The organism is Acinetobacter genomosp. 33YU, from assembly GCF_001990725.1.
GTDB classification, from domain to species: Bacteria; Pseudomonadota; Gammaproteobacteria; order Pseudomonadales; family Moraxellaceae; genus Acinetobacter; species Acinetobacter seifertii.
On sequence record NZ_LFZQ01000007.1, the window covers coordinates 289,238 to 309,275 of the forward strand.

Below are 20,038 nucleotides of genomic sequence, written 5' to 3' on the forward strand. Positions count from 1 at the left end.
TTTGACAGATGAATATTAATCAAGAACAATTGCTCATGTTCCAAGCCGTTATGGAAACAGGTTCATTTTCAGCAGCAGCACGCAAACTTGGAAAAGTTCCTTCTGCTGTAAGCATGTCTATTGCTAATTTAGAAATCGATCTGGACTTAACTTTATTTGAACGTAAAGGCCGTGAACCTACCCCAACAGCTGAAGCACGAGTGCTATATGAAAAAACGGCGCAACTATTAATTGAAATGAATCAATGGAAACAACACGCCCATGCATTAAGTACTGGTCTAGAACCAAACCTCACTATTGTTGTGGTGTCTGAGCTGCTACATACCAATTGGACCGACTATGTTTGCCTATTAGAAAGCCGCTTCCCTGACCTACAAATTAATATTGTGTCTGCCCCTCAAGAGGATGCACTTCACATGTTACTAGATGGCTCTGCCCAACTGGCCCTTATGTTTGAACGTGAACATTTAGACAATAGAGAGCAGTTTGTAGAACTCAAACGTGAAGCTTTAATTCCTGTTATTTCAAAAACCCATCCGCTCGCAAGCCAAGAGCATGTTTCTTATGAGCAGATTTTGGGTACGAGACAAATTGTGGTGGCAAGTCGAGATGAGACGTTAAAACCCGAATTATTATTTTCAAAACACTACTGGCGTACAGACAACCACCACTCCGCATGCCTAATGATTTTACGTAATTTGGGTTGGGGGGTACTGCCACAAGAAATGTTTAAAGAAAACCCTGAGTTAAACAACAAGCTAAAAGCATTAGATGTATTTGATTTTACAGCGCGTTTTGAATATTACGTCGACTTAGTTTGGAGCCGTGAAAATGAACTTGGTGCTGCTGCACGATTCCTCATTGACCATATTCGTAATAAGCGAATGCAGCAGGTCCCTTAAAATAATTTCAATTTAGATGCACAACATAAACGTTTTTCTTTGAAACATAACAATTGATATATCGACAGTATGGATAGAGTTTGTGCTATAAAGAAAACATAAAATTTATTACTGAAGATGTTGAATATCAATGACTCATACAGCACTTGACCAATTAAAAACATTAACGACCGTTGTTGCCGATAGTAGTGACCTTGATGCAATTCGTAAATTTCGTCCATTAGACGCTACGACAAATCCTTCATTGATTACGGCAGCGGCAGAACAACCAGAAAGTAAAGAGCTCATTGAAGATGCTTATTATCAAGCCAAAGAAGAAGGCTATAAAAGTGATGAGTTGATTGAAAGAACCATTGATATTTTAACCGTAAAATTTGGCGTAGAAATTTTAAAACTCATTGAAGGCCGTGTTTCGACAGAAGTTGATGCTGCCCTTTCATATGACACCGAAGCAACCATTAAAAAAGCGCATGAATTATGTGAACTTTACAAAGGTTATGGTATTGATCAATCACGTATTTTGATTAAAATCGCGTCGACTTGGGAAGGTATTCAAGCTGCTAAGGTACTTGAAGCTGAAGGGATTGCTTGTAACCTTACTCTGCTTTTCGGTTTACACCAAGCGCAAGCATGTGCAGATGCAAAAGTGACTTTAATCTCACCATTTGTCGGCCGTATCTTAGACTGGTACAAAAAGGCTGAAGGTGTAGATGCCTACCCAATCGAAAAAGACCCAGGCGTAGTTTCAGTTAAGAAAATCTACACTTACTACAAGCAGCAAAATATTCCAACTCAAGTGATGGGTGCGAGCTTCCGTAGCATTGATCAAGTGCTTGGCCTTGCAGGATGTGATTTGCTAACGATTTCACCGGGGCTACTTACCCAGCTTGAGCAAGATACACGTACAGTTGATGCAGCTCTTGATGCGACTAAATCAAAACAAGCAGAGGCTATTGTTAGATCTGCTCAAGATGAACAAAGCTTTAAAGACGAACTTAATCATGACTTAATGGCATTCCAACTTTTACAAGGTGGTGTCGATGGCTTTATTAAAGCTCGTGACCAATTAAGTTTTTTATTACGTCAATCTTTTGGAATTGATGCAGAAATTAAACCTTAAAAAACTGCACTTTTCATACAAAATTGCCGATTTTTGTTATCATGACAAAAATCGGTTTTTTATTAGGTTTCTTGTGTTCGGCATAACAGATATAACAACATATATTATTGGTACATTCCTAATTGTGTTATTACCCGGACCCAATTCCCTTTATGTGATGTCAATTGCTTCACGCTACGGGATTAAAACCGGATATATGGGTGCACTTGGTATTTTTACTGGTGATCTTATTTTAATGCTCTGTACCGTACTGGGTGCTGCTTCTTTATTAAAAGCATTTCCTTGGGTTTTTATTATTCTTAAACTCGTTGGTGCACTTTATTTGTCCTATTTAGGGTTTAAGCTTTTACAAGGCAGTATTCAACGCTGGAAACTACGTAATCAACCACAACCAGAAATGGCTGATTTACCTACTTTAGATAAAATTCACCCGTATAAAACTGCCTTAAGTATTAGTTTACTTAACCCGAAAGCGATTTTATTTTTCTTATCTTTCTTTGTTCAGTTTATTAATCCAGATTACGCTTATCCAGCTTTAAGTTTTTTAATTTTAGCGGTTATTTTACAGATTATTAGCTTTAGCTATTTAACAGCGCTTATTTTCTCTGGAATTAAGCTCTCGGCATTTTTTAAACAAAACCATAAAATTGCAGCAAGTAGTATTTTCTTGGTTGGCATTTTATTTTTTGGATTTGGGTTAAAGTTGGCAACTTCAACGATGTAAGCTGCCTAGCCTATAAAGATGAACATACTGAACTTTTAAAATGCCAGCATGCCATCTGTTTTGACTTCATTGAGTACAAAGAATGTTCTAACCTGCCTTACTCCTGGTAAGGCAATAATTTTCTCACTATGAAATCGGTTAAAAGCAGCCAAATCTTTAACACGAATTTTTAGAAAATAATCGACTTCTCCAGCAACTAGATAACATTCTAAAACATTCTCCAAACCACCTGATGCCTGTTCAAACGCTTGAAAGCTATCGGGTGTTGAACGGTCTAGTACCACACCTACTAATACAATTGTTTCACGCTGTACTGTAGCAGGATTAATTCGCGCACGAACATCCAAGATTGCCCCTATTTTAAAAAGACGCTGGGTATGATTCCAACAAGATGAGGTGCTTATACCTACAAGTTTTGCCAGTTCGGCGTTACTTAAGCGTCCATTTTCTTGTAAACAACGCATAATTTTCAGATCAAGCGGTGTTAAATTTTCAGCTTGTTCATCCATAAGAATAATATCCAGTATTCATTAATTTTTATGAAATGAATAATAGCATTTATAGCTATTTAAAAAATATTATTTCATTTTTAAGATAAAAATAGAAAGCACCTTCTTAAAAAAAATTGTTAGATTTACCTAGCTGAAAATGTAGGCAGAAACATATTAATTTTTCAGGGATTTAGAACATTTAGCCATGCAAAAGATTCTTCAAGATTTTTCTATTCCAGCTGTATTCGCAGGTTTCATTACCTTTCTTATTGGTATTAGTGTTTCGGCTATTTTAGTGATTCAGGCCGCCCAAGCTTTAGGTGCTTCACCTGAACAAATTACCTCATGGTTTTGGGCTTTAGGTTTGGGTCTTGGTTTATCAGGACTTATTCTTTCTTGGAAATTCAAATACCCTGTAGCAACAGCTTGGTCTACTGCTGGTCTCGCCTTAATTATTGCAACTGGCGGTGGATATAGCATAAATGAAGCAATTGGTGCTTTTTTAGTTGTTGGTGTACTGACTGCGATTTTAGGTTTTTCAGGAATTTTTCAAAAAGCACTTTCATATATTCCTCAAAGCTTGACCAGTGCCATGCTTGCAGGCGTTTTACTCAAATTTGGTATTTCACTTTTCGCAAGTTTACAAAATGATTGGGCATTCGTTTTATCTTTGCTCGTCATTTATATCATTACAAAAAGATTATGGCCGCGTTATAGCATCGTGTTCACAGCACTTGCTGGTGTCGTACTCTGCCCTGTGTTTTTAGACTTTCATATGCCTACGCTTCACTGGTCTTTGGCTAAACCTGTTTGGATTAGTCCTGTCTTTAGCTGGTCGGCTCTTTTGGGCTTAGCTCTACCATTGTTTGTGATTAGCATGGCTTCGCAGTACTTACCTGGTATTGCCATGATTAAGAGTTATGGCTATAAACCACATGTTAACCAACTCATTGGCTGGACCGGTTTAACCCAAGTTTTGCTTGCGCCTTTTGGTTGTTATAGCGTCAATATTGCCGCGATTAGTGCGGCTGTATGCCTTGACGATCAGGTTCACCCTGACCCCAGCAAACGCTATATTGCTGGCATAAGCTCTGGGTTTTTCTATGCATTGATGGGACTATTTGCAGCAACACTGACAAGCTTGCTGATGTCTTTTCCTCATATTTTTATTGTAGCTTTAGCAGGTATTGCATTACTTGGTACCATCAGCCATAACATTGCACTTGCATTTGGCCCTGTTGAAGACCGTGAGGCCGCATTATTTACCTTTTTATGTAGTGCTTCGGGTATCCAATTTTTCGGTATAGGTTCGGCATTTTGGGGTCTGATTGTCGGTATTATTGTATTTGTAGTTCTTAAGTTTAAGGCTAGAAAGTAAGGCCTAAAATAAAAACTTTGCGCTTAACCATTTAGAGCATTTCATAAACAGTTAAGTGCAAAGTCTTATTAAATTAATTAATTGCGTTTTTATCCCAAAAAGCTTGGCGTATTTGTGGCATTGCATTTAAGTGGTTAATAATATGCTGTGCTTCTTCTGTCTCAATTGAAGTGGCAATAAGCGTCACCTCTATCTCAACTTCTTTCTCTCCAAAAGGTGTCACATCAATGTCTTTAGCAGGATAATTGTGATGCTTCAACGTTAGGTTTAATTCATCCATAACCACTTTACTCTGGCTGCGGTCACATATGATGTAAATGACATGCAAGACCTCTGTATCATCGTCTAATGGACGGCGATCAATGATATGAACAATCGGTCTCAATAGCGTATTGGCAGATAAAATAAAAGCTGTTGCCAGTATAGCTTCAATAATTAAATCGGAACCTGCCGCCGCTCCAACCGCAGCAGAACACCACAAAGTCGCTGCGGTATTTAAGCCATGGATATTACCTTCTTGACGCATAATCACACCTGCGCCCAAGAAACCAATCCCTGAAACCACATAAGCAATGACCCGAACAGCTCCATCTGCTCCAGTAAGATTTGTTGCAACATCCACAAAAATTGCAGCGCCTACAGCGACGAGTACATTGGTTCGAAGACCAGCAGTCCGTTGCCTATATTGACGTTCAAATCCAATTAATGCTCCTAAAACAAAAGCAACAGAGAGACTAATTAAAGTATCAACAATATTGGATAAATCTGCATGTTGTAGAAATTGCAACTTCATCTTGCACCTATAGTTTTATTGCCAACCGTAACGGCGGATGTAGATTTTTTTTACCCATTGAGTAATACACATATAAGCAATCAAAATGAATGGCAAATATAAGAAATAACTTAATGGTAGAGCTTGTAGTTTTAAATAACTTGCTAAAGGCCCCATTGGTAAGAAAATACCAATACACATAATCACCATTGTCATGACTAACAATGGGGTTGCGGCACGACTCTGAATAAATGGAATCTTAGCCGTACGGATCATATGAACAATTAATGTTTGAGTGAGTAATCCCACCACAAACCAACCAGACTGGAATAAAGTCTGATGTTCAGGCGTATTTGCCGAAAACACAAACCACATCAAACAAAAAGTGATAATGTCAAAGATTGAGCTAATTGGTCCAAATACCACCATAAAACGACCAACTTCTTCAGGCTGCCAACGCTGTGGTTTTGCTATTAATTCTTCATCAACATTATCAAAAGGAATCACGATTTGTGACACATCATAAAGTAAGTTTTGGATGAGTAAATGAATAGGCAGCATTGGTAAAAATGGAATAAAAGCACTCGCAATTAATACCGAAAAAACATTACCGAAATTTGAACTCGCCGTCATTTTGATGTATTTCAACATATTGGCAAAAGTTCGACGACCCTCTATTACACCCTTTTCAAGTACCATTAAGCTTTTTTCGAGCAAAATTAAATCTGCTGATTCTTTAGCAATGTCTACAGCAGTATCTACAGAAATACCAATATCGGCAGCACGTATTGCAGCAGCATCATTAATACCGTCTCCCAAGAAGCCAACCACATGACCATTTGCTTTTAACTGATCAACAATACGCTCTTTGTGCACTGGGCTTAACTTGGCAAAAATATGGTATTGCTCCACTGCTCTTTTGAGCTGCTCATCAGTTAAGGTTTCAACTACACCACCTAACAGAACCTGATCATAGTTCAGACCAATTTCACGACATACTTTTTGAGTGACAAACTCATTATCACCAGTAAGTACTTTTACAGTTACACCATGAGCATGCAAACTTTGTACTGCTTCTCGAGCAGACTCTTTAGGTGGATCAAGAAACGCAACATAACCAATTAAAATGAGATCACTTTCATCAACAACCGAATAATTTTCCTGATTATTATCAAACTCACGATACGCTACAGCAACAACACGTAAGCCATCACGGTTATAACGTTGAGTTAATGCTTCAATTGCCACTTCACGTTGTTTTGTTAAAGGTTCTACTTTGCCATTTACTTCAACATAACGGCAAACTTTCAACATTTCCTCAACTGCGCCTTTAGTAATCATACGCACTTTTTCTTGAGGCGTTTGTACCACGACTGACATACGGCGGCGATCAAAATCAAAAGGAACTTCATCTAACTTCTTATAACGTAACTTTTGCGTTTTGATCTGATCATCTACAGCTTCTAACACAGCCACATCAAGCAAATTTTTCAAACCAGTTTGATAGTAACTGTTTAAAAATGCCTGCATGAGCACAAAGTCTGATTTTTCACCATTTACATCAATATGTTGAGATAAGAAGATTTTGTCTTGAGTGAGCGTTCCAGTTTTATCGGTACATAAAACATCCATCGCACCAAAGTTTTGGATTGCATCTAGACGTTTAACAATCACTTTCTTTTTAGATAAGAAAACCGCGCCCTTTGCTAAAGTTGAAGTCACAATCATCGGTAGCATTTCTGGAGTAAGACCAACAGCAACAGATAGTGCGAATAAAAATGCCTCAGTCCAATCACCTTTGGTAAAGCCATTAATGAACAGTACAACAGGTGCCATCACCAACATAAAGCGAATGAGTAACCAACTGACTTTGTTAACACCCATTTGAAATGCTGTGTTGCTTCGATCAGTAGCCGTAACTCGGTGAGCGAGTGCACCAAAATATGTTTGAATACCGGTACTTAAAACAACTGCTTGAGCCGAACCAGAAACAATATTGGTTCCCATAAATACAATATTATCTAGCTCTAAAGCACTCGTTTCTTCGAGATTTTTCTGTAAAGGAAATTTCTCGACAGGCATCGATTCACCAGTCATTGCAGCTTGAGAAACAAACAAATCTTTAGCATTTAAAATTCTGCAATCAGCAGGAATCATATCTCCCGCCGATAGTAAAATCACATCACCTGGCACCAAATATTGAATTGGCATTTCAAATTGATGGTTGGTTTGATTCTTAATATCAATACCATAGCGCTCATGCATAAGCGCTAAATCTTCTGCACTGACTTGATGACGAAGTACTGTAGCAGTATTGCTCACCATTGCCTTTAAAGCATCCGCAGCTTGATTTGATTTTGCTTCTTGCCAATAACGAAGTAACGTCGAGAGAATAACCATCACACTAATGATGGTTGAGCCAGTTAAATCATCGGTAAAAAAAGCAATCAGTGCCAAAAGGCTAAGCAAAATATTGAACGGATTGCGGTAGCAATACCAAAGATGTTGCCACCAAGTTAATGGTTTCTCATGAGTAATCTCATTAAGTCCCACTGCCATTTGCTGGGTATGTGCTTGCTCTTCTGTAAGCCCTGTGAAGTGAGTATCGAATTGTTTTAATAAGTCACCTGTTTGGGCTCTTGATGCATCGAGCAGACGCATAGATAAATTTTTGCTAATTTCTTGAGCATAGCTTGATTGATGTAGCTCTTTAAAAGATCGATTACGACCAAAAAAACGCATCAAATGAAATCTTTGTAAAAATGCTGTGAAGAGTCGTTGCCAGAATTTCATCACGAAATCCTCCATTTTTTAGGCGTACAAAGCTCTCGACCTTATTAAGAAATAAAGTCTATAAAAATTTAAAATTTAGAAAGGAATAGGAGATCGTAGACTTACGATGAAGAAGAGAAAATTAGCCCAAAGCCAAACCAACGCTGACGGAAAGTCACAGGTTTGAACATAGCTCGGATACTTTGAATCGTATGAGACGAATTATTTACCAACATTGAAGTTTGGTAGGCATAGCTGTGTGTGGAAGCATATAAAAACATTGGCTTCTCCCCATTTCTAGCGAGAAACTAAACAGATAAGCGCTTGAAGTACTTGATTACAAATAAAGTAATTTGTATAGGTTTAATCTAATTTTTTACAAAGCTATCTCATTGCAAGATAGCCCTTCCTAAAGGTGATCTTGCTCAGTATTGGCTTTGGTTTAATTGATAATTAAACTCGAACCTCGAACAACTACCCATTTAGGATCTCCATTAAATAAACTCGCGGCAAGTATATGTTTTAGTCTCTAGCACACAAGTTTATTTTTGTAATTTTTTATTAACAAAAATTTTAATCAAGCTCTATAGCTCTCTTACAACTACTGTTTTCGCCATCTTGTCATGCCATCCTTGTTTTTTCGGATCAAACGCCACCCAAAAAAGACCGATACAAAACACTAAAATGGATGGAATATATCCAATATAACGAATGATAGATTGCATCAAAGTTAACTTATTGCCTGTTTTTTCATCGAGAACCTTTAAACGCATTAAACGTTTTCCAGGTGTACCTGCAAAGTAGAGCCAACATAAAACGGTGTATAAAAACGGAAAAGCATAATTTACTATCAAATCAAAACCATAATTTTGAGGTTTACTGCTCAAACCAGTAGAAAATATCAAATCATAATCGCCATGATAAAAAATCCATGCTGCAGGTATAATTGCTAAAAACATGATAAGGCTATCTATAATCATTGCCCCAAATCTTAGCCAGAACCCTGCATATTCGTATTTATAACTCATGCATACACCTCACTTTTTTATACTTTTATTTTACACCAAACGCATAACTTCATTTTAGTTTCATCGTAAAGGAAACGTTTTTATTTTTAAATACTTGAAGTAATTTTTTAATTTTCAATTTTATTAAGAATTGCCCTAATTTTTTCGAGATCCTACACTCATCACATTAAAATAACATAGATCATTTTTAAGTATTTTATAAACACAAAACTCTAAAGAAAGTAGCTTAATTATTTTCATTCGATTAGGTATATATAACAGCTAACTATTCCCAATAGAAAAAACATCGATTTTACGTTCTTTTTAAATAATAAACAGCACAAAAAAACCCTAAACTAATAATAATTTAAAGAGGCTTGAAGTTAATATGCTATTAAATTTTTCAGAATGTTAAATACCACCAAAAAACATGATAAAGATCATATTTCTTATTTAACTTCAAAATAATGCTTTTCAGTAACGAGTTTTATTTTTAGATTTTTATATAATCGATCCTTGGCATTCTCGAGCGAAGGGACTACTTTTTCTGCAAATTTATCATCAGCCATAAGCCTTGCATAAGTTTTGTAGCCGATTACTAATTTTTCTGGCTCTTTACCTGTTTGTTTAAATTCTTCAATAAGCTTACTTACTTTCTTTGCTGTTAAATCTGCCATATGGTCTCTCCCCCTCGATATACTATTTGGTTATACGAGCTCAGTGTGACAAAAATATGAAAAAGTAATTTATTGTAAAGTTCATCTAAAAAATAAGTTTTCAGTTTAATCTCTACTATCTTAATATTTATATTTAAAAACCTTATAAAACAAATAAATAATTAAACTTCATTTAATTTGATTGCGACTTAATTGAATTGATTTGTACCTTTAAACAAATGTGTTACTCTTAAAGTAAGAAAAGCTTCATACATATAACAACTTGTAAATAAGAGGAATAACATTATGAATTATCAACATATTATTGTACCTGTAGATGGTTCAGAAATTTCTTTGGCAGCAGCACGTCAAGCTGCCCATATTGCTAAGGCTTTTGGTAGTAAACTTACAGCGATTAGTCTTGTTGCAGTAGATCCATTTAGCGGTGTAGATTTTTATTACATATCCCCTGTTGTAAAAGATTACTTTGTTGAAGCTCGTGCTAATGCTGAAAAAACACTGGCTAAAGTAAAAGCTTTATGTGCTGAAGAAGGTATTGATATTGATACAGAAATTATTCAGGGTGAAATTTCATCTGACGGTATTTTAAAAGCTGTAGAAGACTTAAAATCAGACTTAATTGTTATTGGTTCACATGGCCGTAAAGGGTTCCAAAAACTTATTTTAGGTAGCTTTGCGCAAGATGTTCTTAACAGCACCAAAATTCAGGTTTTGGTCGTAAAAGAATAATTTCTTGATGTTAAGGGAAAGCCTAATCTATATCTATGGATTGGGCTTTTCCTTTTTAAACTGCATAAATTTTACACAGACTAAAAATCACTATAGAATACCAAGCTCGTTTCCTATTTTTTGTGAGTCACGCCAATGAAGTAAGTCCTTTTTCTCATCAATTTTCCTTTTTTGATGTGCAAAATAGACTATTTCTTAGTGGCTTAACGTCTTTATTTAAAGTTTAACTTTCCTATTTTGTACATCCTGTATTTATGAGGTTTTAATGACTCAGCAGGCATGTGTAATATCACAACTCACTCTAGAATTTCCTTCGAAAGTGATGTTTAAACAATTGAATTTCTCACTAGAGTATCGCCAAGTATCCGCTTTAATTGGTCGTAATGGTCAAGGTAAATCCTTACTTATGCAATTGCTCCAAGAAGTTTGTCCCACTGAGGAAATGCACATCAGCGGTCAAATTACTTGGCAAACGAAGCATGCATATTTATCTCAATTAATGCGTCTTTCTTCATCCACCATTGCAGAAGCTTTAGAGATCGATCATCTCTACAATGCCTTGCAAAGAGTAGAACAAGGCGAAGCTGAATATGATGATTATGATTTATTAGAGGGCAAATGGGATCTTCCTTCAGTTTGGGAAACTTTATTGCGATCGGCACAACTACCAACCGACTTAAAATTTCCAGTTCATCAATTAAGTGAAGGACAAAAAACCAAGTTAGCGTTAGCAGCATTATTTTTAAAAACCGACCACTATCTATTGCTTGATGAACCAAGTAACCATCTCGATCAAGATGCTAGACAGTGGTTGATTGCTCACTTAAAAAATCATCCGGCAGGTGCTCTTATTATTAGCCACGATCTGACTTTACTCAATAAAGTAGACCATATTTACTATTTAAATGAACATGGTTTACATCACACTACAGGAAACTATGATTTTTTTTATGAGCAATATCAAGATCAGATTGAGTCTTTAGAGCAGTCGGTGCATCAACATCAACGTGAAGTTAAACACATGAAGCAGAAGCAACATGATGTCTTAATGAAAGCACAAAAACGTGAACGTGCTGGTAATAAACTTCGTGATTCAAATTCACAAGCCAAAATTTTACTCGACTTTAAAAAAGAACAGGCTGGGCAAAGCTTAGGAGCAATACATTCTCAACATCAGCGTCAAATTGATCAAAGCCAGCAAGACTTAAAGAATAAAAAAGTACTTCTGGAAACCGTTAAGCCCCAGCAATTTGTCTTCCCCTCTTTTCAAAAAAGGTCAGGAGAAATTCTCAGGGTTCATAATCTAAAACTCAACTATGGCACACAGCAGCCAATTAATTTCGCACTCAAAGCTTCTCAAAAACTTCACTTAGTTGGTCGCAATGGTATTGGTAAATCAACTTTGTTGAAACAGATTGTTCAAAGTAGTTTATTGCCTACCGACGAAATTAGCCTATTTGTAAATTGTTTTTATCTTGATCAGAACTTTAGCTTTTTGTTAGATCATCTATCAGCAGTTGAAAACCTAAGGAATATTAATTCGAATATTTCCGAATTGGAGTGGAGAAATTTACTAGGTCAACTCAGGCTCCGTGGTGATAAAGGTACCCATCCTTTAACTCAACTGAGCGGCGGCGAAAAACTAAAAGTAGCTTTATTAGGTTTAAGTCATGCAGAGACTATGCCTGAACTTTTATTACTCGATGAACCAGAAAATCATTTAGACATCGAATCAAGAGAACTTTTCGCAAAAGCAATTTCAAGCTATGAAGGTGCTGTATTACTTGTTTCTCATGATTCAAATTTTGTTGATAAATGCGGAATTGTAGATAAACTTTATTTAAACTGATTCTATTTTTTATCTATACATAAGCTCGATAGTATAGAGCTTATGTATAGATTATCTCTGTCATTTTATATTTTTATTATCTACTATTTGCAAATCTAAATTAAAGGACACTGTTCTATTTTTACGTGCACTATTTCGCATTTGATAAACTTGGATAATATAATCACCATCGACGGGCAATACTATTTCTCCAGAAGAACCTAATGTCGAACCCACTAACAAGGCTTGATCTTTGCCTGGCTTTTTACCTGGAGCAAAAATATTAACATAAGCTAAATTACTATAACTATTAATATTGAATTTTAAAACTTGCCCACTTTTTGCAAACACTCTATATCTAACATCATCATAACCTTGAAACTTTCCAGTTAATATCGTTTGATGTGAACCTTTTAAGAAACTTACTTTTGTTTCAACATTCTTAGCAAGAACTGATAATGGTATAGATAAAATTAAACCAGATAATAATATAGTTTTAATGATTTTATTCATTTTTAATCCTCAACATTATTTTGAATAATTATATGAAATATACTTTTTATTAAGTTTTAATTTATGTATAAATTTGATGTGTACCGTTTGAGTTTGTAAATCATTTTCTTATAGCCTTAAAAAACAGATGTCACTAAACTTTAACTTGCCAGCCCAATAAAACCAATTTAGAATCCGCCCAACGAATTTCTGGGGGCTTCATTGTGAGTACTTGCTCGATTGATAGAATTAAATCATCGACTCATATCTAAGTATCCACTACAGCCCTCTGGCTCTCTTGTGGATCTAAGAGAGTCCCCACCTTATTTTATTCTTATTCATCAGTTTTGTTTACAAACTAGCAAATACTTACATGTGCTCTTTGCTGTATTGGAGTCATCAATGCTATTTCTGAACTTAAAAAAATCTATTGTCTTTGTGAGTACTTGCTTAGCCTTTATTTCAAGTTATGCCGGTCGACCAATGGTTGTCGATGATGCCTCTTTAGTTCCTGCCCACACCTGTCAGCTTGACTCATGGATGCAGAATAACCCTAACGATAAGGAATATTGGGTCATCCCTTCTTGTAATATTGGTGGTAATTTTGAATTTGGTATAGGCATGGGCCGTCATTTTTCTGACGACACTGGCAATGCGACTTATACAACTGTGCAAGGGAAAACACTCTTAAAACCACTTGAGACGAATAACTGGGGGATTGGTTTTTCATTTTCGACTCAAATGAGTAACAACCATACTTCTGAAAAAGATTGGACTGTGAATGTTCCCTTAAGTATTTCTATGTTAGATGACCATTTTTTGGTACATACAAATGTGGGTTGGCTTAAAGAACATACCACTCACCGCGAACAAACTACTTGGGGTGTGGGTACAGAAACATTCATTACGAAACCATTAACATTTACTGCCGAAATTTATGGAAATGATCGAGACAATTCATTTTATCAAACCGGCATTAAATATATGTTGTACAAAGATAATGTCCAGTTCAATGCAAGTTATGGTAACCGTTTAAATAAAACCAAAGATGACTCATTTTTCTCTGTCGGCCTAATCTTTGTGACTAATCCACTTTTTTCTAAATGAAATGATCATTAAAAAAGCCCATCTCAGGATGGGCTTTTGTTTTTATGAATCTTTATCTAGCGAATGTGGCGTTGTAGTTTTATCTTGCTGCTTCGTATCATTCTCGCCTTGGCAACCTATAACAGAGATTGATACGATTGCTACTAAGCTTAGAGTAGCAATTATTTTAGTCATATTTTACCTCATACAATTTCCATTGATTAGCTAATAAATACTGGCTATCAATATTACGATCAGCATAGGTTTATAGACTTTTTTGTTTTATCTACATAGAAATGTAAACTGAAACAATGCACTGTAGCCAAAGTAAGACACTATTTTAGAAATTGTATAAAGCCACTACTTATAACTTTTCACTAATCCGAGTAATGCAATTCGTTCTGTTCTAATCGTAAGAAACACAAAAATCTAACTTATCTTGAGGTTGATTAAAGCATGTCCATGCATCTTTTTCAGGTTTATCAACAATTTTTTTTGTCTTTAAATTACGATAATAAATGTGTGCATCTTTTAAATTAGATAAGTTACTTCCGACAGAAACACATGGGTCCTCGTTTGAACAAATATTTGATTCTTTAATAAATACTTTAGTGTTAGGAAAAATTAATCTTTCAAAGTTAGATGTTGAGTTATTTGTAGAAGAGAGTAAGCAAGTCTCTGTAGTATTTTTACCATTTACGACAAAACAACTTTTACTGACCTCGAAGGGCTCTTGAGCGAATGTCCCCGTTGCATAAGGCAATAGAAATAAAGTAATAAGGCGCTTCATGTTCTTTCTCTCTGTATATTCGATATTTAGCCTAAAACTGCCTATTAATATTTAGACTATATTTAACTGAGTTGCCTATAATACCTCTATTAAGTTTAGTTAAATATTTACTATTTGATAAATTTTACAAAATATTGAAAAAACAGCCAAACAACTGATATATCAAATCAAAAAATTATTGATCTAAAATTTCCCAATCAGTTCCAATTTGTGCCAAAGCAGGTAGTTCATCACTATTAAAAACATTATTTTTACTATCAATAGCGAATCGATAGAGGGGAATTGAATCTGCCTCTGTTTTTTTAAAAAAACTAAAATCTTCGTTGATATGGATTAAGTCCTCTGAGCTATTATCTACTGCTATTTTACTTTTACCCACACCTAAAGGTATGTGTATATAACTTTCACAAGTAACATGAACTCTATTGCCATCCAAATCTTGATATGAACATTTCATATTTAAGCCCTTCCATAATTTTTATAGATGTGTAGGAAAACTTAACATGCTATGCACATAAGTTATGGAATTTTTTATAATGTAATTGTTTAAGTATGTATATCATGTTGAAAAGTGAACTGTTTTCTTTAATTAGATTGATAGCAATTTTCGAAAAAAAGCACCGTTATCGGTGCTTATAGTTATTTACACTTTCCATGAGGACTGTTTATTTCTTCTTTTAAAGAATCAATATCCATTTTAATTAATTCTTTATCATTTGCTAGTTCTCGACCAGATTTCTTCATAAAGGTTTTATACTCCTTGAATCTAGCAATAAGAAATTCATTATATTGTAGTTCAGATTGCATATAAGTACATTCTATTGAATCTAGCTTTTTTCTTTGTGCACTAGTTAGATTTTTATTCGCATTCTTTTTTATAAAAGTATCTCTTTGTGCTTGAGCTGTATAGAATTTTTCTAAATGACTATGATATTCCTCTTCAAAACTTGTGTGTGAAGCCGCCATACTATTAGTACAAATAAGTAAGCCCAAGATAAAAACTCTTGATTTCATAATATATAATATTCACTTATCATAATTAAAAAGTGCATATTATAAGACAATCATGATCAAATAAAGTAAATAAGTTATATAAAGAAAACCGCCCCAGAAGGCGGTTGCTGAAATTTTCCAGCGATTATAAAAGTGCGGTGGATACACACTTTTATAGGACTTTAGACTAGATTTATTTTTTTATTATTTTTCTTATACTCTTCAGAATTAAAATAATTTTCGATCATTCTGACGTTTTCTTCCGATACTGCTTTTTTATTTTCCAGTACCCTCTGGGCTTCTTTTTTTACATTAAAGTCTGCTGCTATAACACTTGAAAGTGGTGGAAGTTTTGGCTGCCCACCTATCGTAATTTTTTCAATAAAGCTTGCTAACCACATAATATATTCACCCTTATTTTTATATTTAGGCATTAAGCTCATGTCGATTTTAATGGTACATTCATTTAAAGGTTTACTTAAGCACTCTTCAAAATCTATAAAATTATATTTCAGTTTACAGGGAGTGCCCTTTATCTCTTTTCGAATAATGCTGACTAAATTATTCAGTTGTTCAATCAGGTTGTCAGAAAATAATTTATCTTCTTCAAATCTTTTATAGATCTTTTCGGCAATTGTTATAAATTTTGGCATGGTTCCTTCCCTCTTATTCTAACTTTTTTTGTTAGACTGACTTTTAAGGAAGTATGATGGATATATCATTTCAGTATGTAAGTGTTGAAATGGCAAGTGTAATCAATAAGAGTGTTATGAAACTTGCGCCCATAACTCACCACAGCAAATAATTAAAATGCAAAATTCATCACAATTTATATGCGGAAAAATTTTATATTTGGTAATAATTTTCTAAAAAATTAAGCTGATCAATAATATTATTTGACCCAAGTTTTTTCTGATATGTTAGCTAAAAATAGAATATAGGAATATTTGAATTATTTTTATTTACTGCCTTGCTGAATAACGAGGTGATTTAGTCGAATAATAAAAGTTAACCCTATATTCAGCAAGGTCTTCTATGGTTTATATTTTAGTGATGCAGCTTATGCACTACTTAGCGCTGCTTCAAACATTTCAATAATTGCTTTGGCTCCTTCAGCCTTTTGCCTTGCGTCTTGATCATCGAAGATAATCGTTTCATCATTGAGTTCACTCACATATCGCCGGGCTTCGTCTAGAGCTCTCCTTAATTTTTGTACTTTGTGTTTGTTTACGTCTTTGGCAATGGTTGGCGCATATCCTCCACGTTTTGCGTTTTTAAGTTGTCTAGCTCTGTTCTCTATTGCTGTAGCCATTCAAACACTCCAACTCACCTAACAAATTTTAGTAAAGCAACTTTATTGTTTGTTATTCTTAAACATTTAGTATTTTCTTTGTTCAAAGTGTCAAATTCGTTACTTAAGCCTCACTCCTTAAAAATTTTGGATCGAGTTTGCTTAAAAATCAGTCTTTACTAAGTCATGAAACGCGCATAACTCATATAGTCAATTTATACCGCTATTTAATAATAATTTTCCAAAAATATTTATAAATTAATGTATAAAAATATTAAAAAAATGCTATCTACTTGAAAATTCAAAGAAGATAGCATTCTTGTACCACTTACTCTACTGTAAGTTTTTGAAAATCATGGCCTGATGGTGCCTGATACACTCTTAAACCAAACTCAGGCAAAATCGCGATGAGATGGTCAAAAATGTCGGACTGAATTGCTTCATAAGAAACCCATGCAGTGGTATTAGTAAAGGCATAAATCTCTAGTGGTAGACCTTCACTCGTCGGTTGTAATTGACGAACAATTAAAGTTTGATTTTGTGCGATTCCTTTGTGCTGACGCAAATAGAATTCAACATACGCTCTAAATGTTCCGATATTGGTTAAACGTCTTTTGTTATAGCGAGACTGACTACCTAAATGCTTATTGAACTCGTCAATCTCAGATTGTTTAGCATTGAGATATTGATCTAACAATAGAAAATCTTTTAGCTTTTGCTGCTCTTCTTCGGTCATGAAGTGCACACTGCTCTGGTCAATGAAAAGCGAACGCTTCATACGACGGCATCCAGCGTTACTCATACCGCGCCAGTTTTTAAAAGTGTCTGTAACAAGTTTATTGGTTGGAATAGTGGTATAGGTTTTATCAAAGTTTTGTACGGTTACAGTATGTAGTGAAATATCAATCACATCACCATCGGCATTTAGCGACGGCATTTCAATCCAGTCTCCTATACGCACCATGTCATAAGAAGCAATTTGTACACTCGCGACCAATGACAAAATCGTATTTTGGAAAACCAACATTAATACGGCTGCCATCGCACCAAAACCAGCAAGCAAGGTAAATACATCCTTTTTAAGGAATGTACCTAAAATCATTAAACCACAGACTACAAACAGGATAAGTTTAACAAGTTGCAAATAGCCCTTAATCGGCTTGTTTCTAGATTTTGGATTACGTTGATAGATTAAATTAAATATATTTAATAATTCACTGATCGTGAGCGCAATAGTCAGGAAAATAAATGCCTGGGCACCCATCTGTACCAAAGCAATTGCTTTTTCAGATAAGTGTGGAACGGTGGTAATACCATTCATAATGACGATAGCAGGAACAATATTGGCAAACCGCTTTATGACACTATGTTGAGCAAAGACAGATTGATTAAGTGACTTGATTTTAGTCACTAAATGACGAATACCCCGAACAATAATTCGCTTAGCAATGAAGTTTGCCAATGCAGCAAATAGAATTAAAATTGTGAGTGAAACTATCATTTCTAGCCAAGGATAATTGCTTAACTCAGCCTGAAGATCTCGATAATAATTAAAAAAATTCAAACCTCTACACCTTAAAACTTTATTTTCAATAATTTTAAAGTGTTCGTGTGCTATAGATTAAGACTTGTTTACATATGTCGTCATAAATACAACACGTCTATAATACTTAATCGCTAAATTAGATTAATTTATGGAAATATGATTCATACAGACAATAAGCTTAAATTTTTAGAAAGTTCTTAAATAATTTCTAACGCAAAGCCGCTTTTATCTTTGTAGACCATCTAAATCAGATTTTTGTCCTTTAAGCACATGGTGAATAAATTTACCTAATGCTAAAAATTAGCCATTCGCATTAAATCAAAAATTATGAATGGAGTGACATCTATGCTCACAGGGAATCATCAACTTAAAGCAAGAAAAGTATATTTCGACTTTTCAGAGTCATCTGTATGTTGGATGCCAAATGACCCTCTGTGTTCACATGTTGCTAATGGCATAAATATGCTTTTGCCTGCGGGTGAGTTTTGGTTCTGCCGAGTGTTCAATAAAACTCTACCCTACATTAACAATGAAAAATTAAAACAAGAGGTCGTTGGTTTTGTACGTCAAGAAGCAGCTCATGCTCGTGCCCATGAAAAAGCGCAAGACTTTTTAAGGGAACATGGCTACGACATTCAAGATCCTCTCAATCGTGCTCATCTGGTTTTTAATATTTTATTAGGTGACAAACCTCTTGGTATTCCTTTTTTAAAAGGTGAGAAAGTTGAGGAGTATTGGTTACTATTCCGAGTCGGTGTAATTGCTGCAATTGAGCACTTTACCGGAACGATTGGCCAATGGACTCTCGATAGTAAGTCGTGGGATAAGGTAGATCCTGCCATGGCAGATTTATTCCGTTGGCATCTTGCAGAAGAAGTTGAACATCGCTGTGTTGCCTATGACTTATTTGAGCATTTATTAACAAATAAATTTGGTTTTTATATTTCTAGGCAAGCCATCATGATGGCAGTTTTCCCATTATTTATTTATTTTCTTGCCGATTTCGCCCGTAGTCTTGGGCGACAAGATTTGGAACACCAAGATATTCAAAAATTGATGCGTCGGGGTTACATTAATATTATTCGTGAGTTTGAAAAAACTGCTACTCAATCAGATAACCTACCAACAATCAAATATTTATGGAAAGCGACATTAAGATGGGTGTCTCCAAAATTTAATCCGATCCATGAAGGTGACACCGAACAAGCTTTAGCCTATATGGCTCGCTCACCTGCGGTTCAATACTTTGAACAAATGACACAACATTCTGCTACGGCTTCAACATTAAGCTAAATGCTGACCTATTTTTTGTTTTAATCAGCGCCCCTTTATAGGGGCTTTTTTTATGTAAAAAGCATTATTCACAAAATATATCCGTCATTTTTTCCAAAAGATTACTTTTTGTTAGTGTGATCAATTTTTATAAAATAGTAAGTTCCT

The 20,038-nt window shown here is 35.1% G+C and carries 22 protein-coding genes; 8 read left to right on the forward strand and 14 right to left on the reverse strand.

Going from position 1 to position 20,038, the window contains the following annotated elements; genetic code table 11:
* Positions 1-8: 8 nt before the first annotated feature.
* The 3 genes from AC056_RS08920 to leuE all read left to right on the forward strand — a co-directional run bounded on the left by AC056_RS08920 (position 9) and on the right by leuE (position 2,746).
* Complete coding sequence (locus AC056_RS08920) at positions 9-902, forward strand: LysR family transcriptional regulator (RefSeq protein ID WP_004701057.1); 894 nt, start codon at positions 9-11, stop codon at positions 900-902.
* Positions 903-1,032: 130 nt separating this feature from the next.
* Positions 1,033-2,022, forward strand: coding sequence for a transaldolase (gene tal / locus AC056_RS08925; RefSeq protein WP_049065164.1), 990 nt, complete (start codon positions 1,033-1,035; stop codon positions 2,020-2,022).
* Between the two features lie 73 nt (positions 2,023-2,095).
* Positions 2,096-2,746 carry a leucine efflux protein LeuE gene (leuE, locus tag AC056_RS08930; RefSeq protein ID WP_004701054.1) on the forward strand — a complete coding sequence of 217 codons (651 nt, stop codon included), beginning with the start codon at positions 2,096-2,098 and terminating at the stop codon, positions 2,744-2,746.
* A gap of 35 nt (positions 2,747-2,781) precedes the next feature.
* On the opposite strand, the gene AC056_RS08935 is transcribed toward leuE, so the two are convergent.
* Positions 2,782-3,255: an Lrp/AsnC family transcriptional regulator gene (locus AC056_RS08935; RefSeq protein ID WP_004701051.1), complete on the reverse strand. Its 474-nt coding sequence runs from the start codon at positions 3,253-3,255 to the stop codon at positions 2,782-2,784.
* Positions 3,256-3,442: 187 nt separating this feature from the next.
* Between AC056_RS08935 and AC056_RS08940 the strand changes: the two genes are divergently transcribed.
* The gene (locus AC056_RS08940) at positions 3,443-4,615 is read left to right on the forward strand and encodes a benzoate/H(+) symporter BenE family transporter (RefSeq protein WP_077163390.1); all 1,173 of its coding nucleotides are present in this window, start codon (positions 3,443-3,445) and stop codon (positions 4,613-4,615) included.
* Between the two features lie 73 nt (positions 4,616-4,688).
* Here the strand turns inward: AC056_RS08940 and AC056_RS08945 are convergent, their stop codons facing one another.
* From AC056_RS08945 to AC056_RS08960, 5 genes are all read right to left on the reverse strand, one after another.
* Entirely contained in the window at positions 4,689-5,408 is a 720-nt protein-coding gene (locus AC056_RS08945) for an MgtC/SapB family protein (protein ID WP_004701047.1), read from the reverse strand.
* Positions 5,409-5,423: 15 nt separating this feature from the next.
* Entirely contained in the window at positions 5,424-8,180 is a 2,757-nt protein-coding gene (mgtA, locus tag AC056_RS08950) for a magnesium-translocating P-type ATPase (RefSeq protein WP_077163391.1), read from the reverse strand.
* Positions 8,181-8,281: 101 nt separating this feature from the next.
* The gene (locus AC056_RS19580; protein ID WP_004701042.1) at positions 8,282-8,440 is read right to left on the reverse strand and encodes a hypothetical protein; all 159 of its coding nucleotides are present in this window, start codon (positions 8,438-8,440) and stop codon (positions 8,282-8,284) included.
* Between the two features lie 303 nt (positions 8,441-8,743).
* The gene (locus AC056_RS08955; RefSeq protein ID WP_077163392.1) at positions 8,744-9,187 is read right to left on the reverse strand and encodes an RDD family protein; all 444 of its coding nucleotides are present in this window, start codon (positions 9,185-9,187) and stop codon (positions 8,744-8,746) included.
* A 428-nt stretch (positions 9,188-9,615) separates the two neighbouring features.
* Complete coding sequence (locus tag AC056_RS08960) at positions 9,616-9,843, reverse strand: hypothetical protein (RefSeq protein WP_004701036.1); 228 nt, start codon at positions 9,841-9,843, stop codon at positions 9,616-9,618.
* A gap of 285 nt (positions 9,844-10,128) precedes the next feature.
* Here AC056_RS08960 and AC056_RS08965 point away from each other — a divergent pair, with 285 nt between their 5' ends.
* Both AC056_RS08965 and AC056_RS08970 read left to right on the forward strand, forming a co-directional pair.
* On the forward strand, positions 10,129-10,572 hold the full coding sequence (locus tag AC056_RS08965; RefSeq protein WP_077163393.1) for a universal stress protein: 444 nt from the start codon (positions 10,129-10,131) through the stop codon (positions 10,570-10,572).
* Positions 10,573-10,837: 265 nt separating this feature from the next.
* Positions 10,838-12,421, forward strand: a complete 1,584-nt coding sequence (locus tag AC056_RS08970) for an ATP-binding cassette domain-containing protein (RefSeq protein WP_077163394.1) — start codon at positions 10,838-10,840, stop codon at positions 12,419-12,421.
* Positions 12,422-12,481: 60 nt separating this feature from the next.
* Here AC056_RS08970 and AC056_RS08975 read toward each other — a convergent pair whose 3' ends face one another.
* Positions 12,482-12,913, reverse strand: a complete 432-nt coding sequence (locus tag AC056_RS08975; RefSeq protein ID WP_077163395.1) for a DNA breaking-rejoining protein — start codon at positions 12,911-12,913, stop codon at positions 12,482-12,484.
* Between the two features lie 381 nt (positions 12,914-13,294).
* Between AC056_RS08975 and AC056_RS08980 the strand changes: the two genes are divergently transcribed.
* Positions 13,295-13,999, forward strand: a complete 705-nt coding sequence (locus tag AC056_RS08980; protein ID WP_077163396.1) for a hypothetical protein — start codon at positions 13,295-13,297, stop codon at positions 13,997-13,999.
* 42 nt (positions 14,000-14,041) lie between these two features.
* Here the strand turns inward: AC056_RS08980 and AC056_RS08985 are convergent, their stop codons facing one another.
* The 7 genes from AC056_RS08985 to AC056_RS09015 form a co-directional block, all read right to left on the reverse strand.
* On the reverse strand, positions 14,042-14,173 hold the full coding sequence (locus tag AC056_RS08985) for a hypothetical protein (RefSeq protein WP_019458666.1): 132 nt from the start codon (positions 14,171-14,173) through the stop codon (positions 14,042-14,044).
* A 211-nt stretch (positions 14,174-14,384) separates the two neighbouring features.
* The gene (locus AC056_RS08990) at positions 14,385-14,768 is read right to left on the reverse strand and encodes a hypothetical protein (RefSeq protein WP_077163397.1); all 384 of its coding nucleotides are present in this window, start codon (positions 14,766-14,768) and stop codon (positions 14,385-14,387) included.
* A gap of 175 nt (positions 14,769-14,943) precedes the next feature.
* Positions 14,944-15,225, reverse strand: coding sequence for a hypothetical protein (locus AC056_RS08995; protein ID WP_004701021.1), 282 nt, complete (start codon positions 15,223-15,225; stop codon positions 14,944-14,946).
* Positions 15,226-15,407: 182 nt separating this feature from the next.
* Entirely contained in the window at positions 15,408-15,761 is a 354-nt protein-coding gene (locus tag AC056_RS09000; protein ID WP_228144359.1) for a hypothetical protein, read from the reverse strand.
* Between the two features lie 182 nt (positions 15,762-15,943).
* Entirely contained in the window at positions 15,944-16,414 is a 471-nt protein-coding gene (locus AC056_RS09005; protein WP_077163399.1) for a hypothetical protein, read from the reverse strand.
* A 407-nt stretch (positions 16,415-16,821) separates the two neighbouring features.
* Positions 16,822-17,073, reverse strand: coding sequence for a hypothetical protein (locus AC056_RS09010; protein WP_004701014.1), 252 nt, complete (start codon positions 17,071-17,073; stop codon positions 16,822-16,824).
* Positions 17,074-17,380: 307 nt separating this feature from the next.
* The gene (locus AC056_RS09015) at positions 17,381-18,616 is read right to left on the reverse strand and encodes a mechanosensitive ion channel family protein (protein ID WP_004701012.1); all 1,236 of its coding nucleotides are present in this window, start codon (positions 18,614-18,616) and stop codon (positions 17,381-17,383) included.
* A gap of 327 nt (positions 18,617-18,943) precedes the next feature.
* On the opposite strand from AC056_RS09015, the gene AC056_RS09020 reads away from it, so the two are divergent.
* Entirely contained in the window at positions 18,944-19,891 is a 948-nt protein-coding gene (locus AC056_RS09020) for a metal-dependent hydrolase (RefSeq protein WP_077163400.1), read from the forward strand.
* The last annotated feature ends 147 nt before the right edge of the window (positions 19,892-20,038 follow it).

Excerpts from the sequence above, each read along its gene's own strand:
- AC056_RS08995 (WP_004701021.1), bottom strand. The coding sequence starts at position 15,225 with ATGAAATGTTCATATCAAGATTTGGATGGCAATAGAGTTCATGTTACT.
- AC056_RS09010 (WP_004701014.1), bottom strand. The coding sequence starts at position 17,073 with ATGGCTACAGCAATAGAGAACAGAGCTAGACAACTTAAAAACGCAAAA.
- tal (WP_049065164.1), top strand. The coding sequence starts at position 1,033 with ATGACTCATACAGCACTTGACCAATTAAAAACATTAACGACCGTTGTT.
- AC056_RS09020 (WP_077163400.1), top strand. The coding sequence starts at position 18,944 with ATGCTCACAGGGAATCATCAACTTAAAGCAAGAAAAGTATATTTCGAC.
- AC056_RS08985 (WP_019458666.1), bottom strand. The coding sequence starts at position 14,173 with ATGACTAAAATAATTGCTACTCTAAGCTTAGTAGCAATCGTATCAATC.
- AC056_RS08970 (WP_077163394.1), top strand. The coding sequence starts at position 10,838 with ATGACTCAGCAGGCATGTGTAATATCACAACTCACTCTAGAATTTCCT.
- AC056_RS08945 (WP_004701047.1), bottom strand. The coding sequence starts at position 5,408 with ATGAAGTTGCAATTTCTACAACATGCAGATTTATCCAATATTGTTGAT.
- AC056_RS19580 (WP_004701042.1), bottom strand. The coding sequence starts at position 8,440 with ATGTTTTTATATGCTTCCACACACAGCTATGCCTACCAAACTTCAATG.
- AC056_RS08955 (WP_077163392.1), bottom strand. The coding sequence starts at position 9,187 with ATGAGTTATAAATACGAATATGCAGGGTTCTGGCTAAGATTTGGGGCA.
- AC056_RS08935 (WP_004701051.1), bottom strand. The coding sequence starts at position 3,255 with ATGGATGAACAAGCTGAAAATTTAACACCGCTTGATCTGAAAATTATG.
- AC056_RS08920 (WP_004701057.1), top strand. The coding sequence starts at position 9 with ATGAATATTAATCAAGAACAATTGCTCATGTTCCAAGCCGTTATGGAA.
- AC056_RS09005 (WP_077163399.1), bottom strand. The coding sequence starts at position 16,414 with ATGCCAAAATTTATAACAATTGCCGAAAAGATCTATAAAAGATTTGAA.
- AC056_RS08960 (WP_004701036.1), bottom strand. The coding sequence starts at position 9,843 with ATGGCAGATTTAACAGCAAAGAAAGTAAGTAAGCTTATTGAAGAATTT.
- AC056_RS08965 (WP_077163393.1), top strand. The coding sequence starts at position 10,129 with ATGAATTATCAACATATTATTGTACCTGTAGATGGTTCAGAAATTTCT.
- AC056_RS08990 (WP_077163397.1), bottom strand. The coding sequence starts at position 14,768 with ATGAAGCGCCTTATTACTTTATTTCTATTGCCTTATGCAACGGGGACA.
- AC056_RS08980 (WP_077163396.1), top strand. The coding sequence starts at position 13,295 with ATGCTATTTCTGAACTTAAAAAAATCTATTGTCTTTGTGAGTACTTGC.
- AC056_RS08940 (WP_077163390.1), top strand. The coding sequence starts at position 3,443 with ATGCAAAAGATTCTTCAAGATTTTTCTATTCCAGCTGTATTCGCAGGT.
- mgtA (WP_077163391.1), bottom strand. The coding sequence starts at position 8,180 with ATGAAATTCTGGCAACGACTCTTCACAGCATTTTTACAAAGATTTCAT.
- AC056_RS08975 (WP_077163395.1), bottom strand. The coding sequence starts at position 12,913 with ATGAATAAAATCATTAAAACTATATTATTATCTGGTTTAATTTTATCT.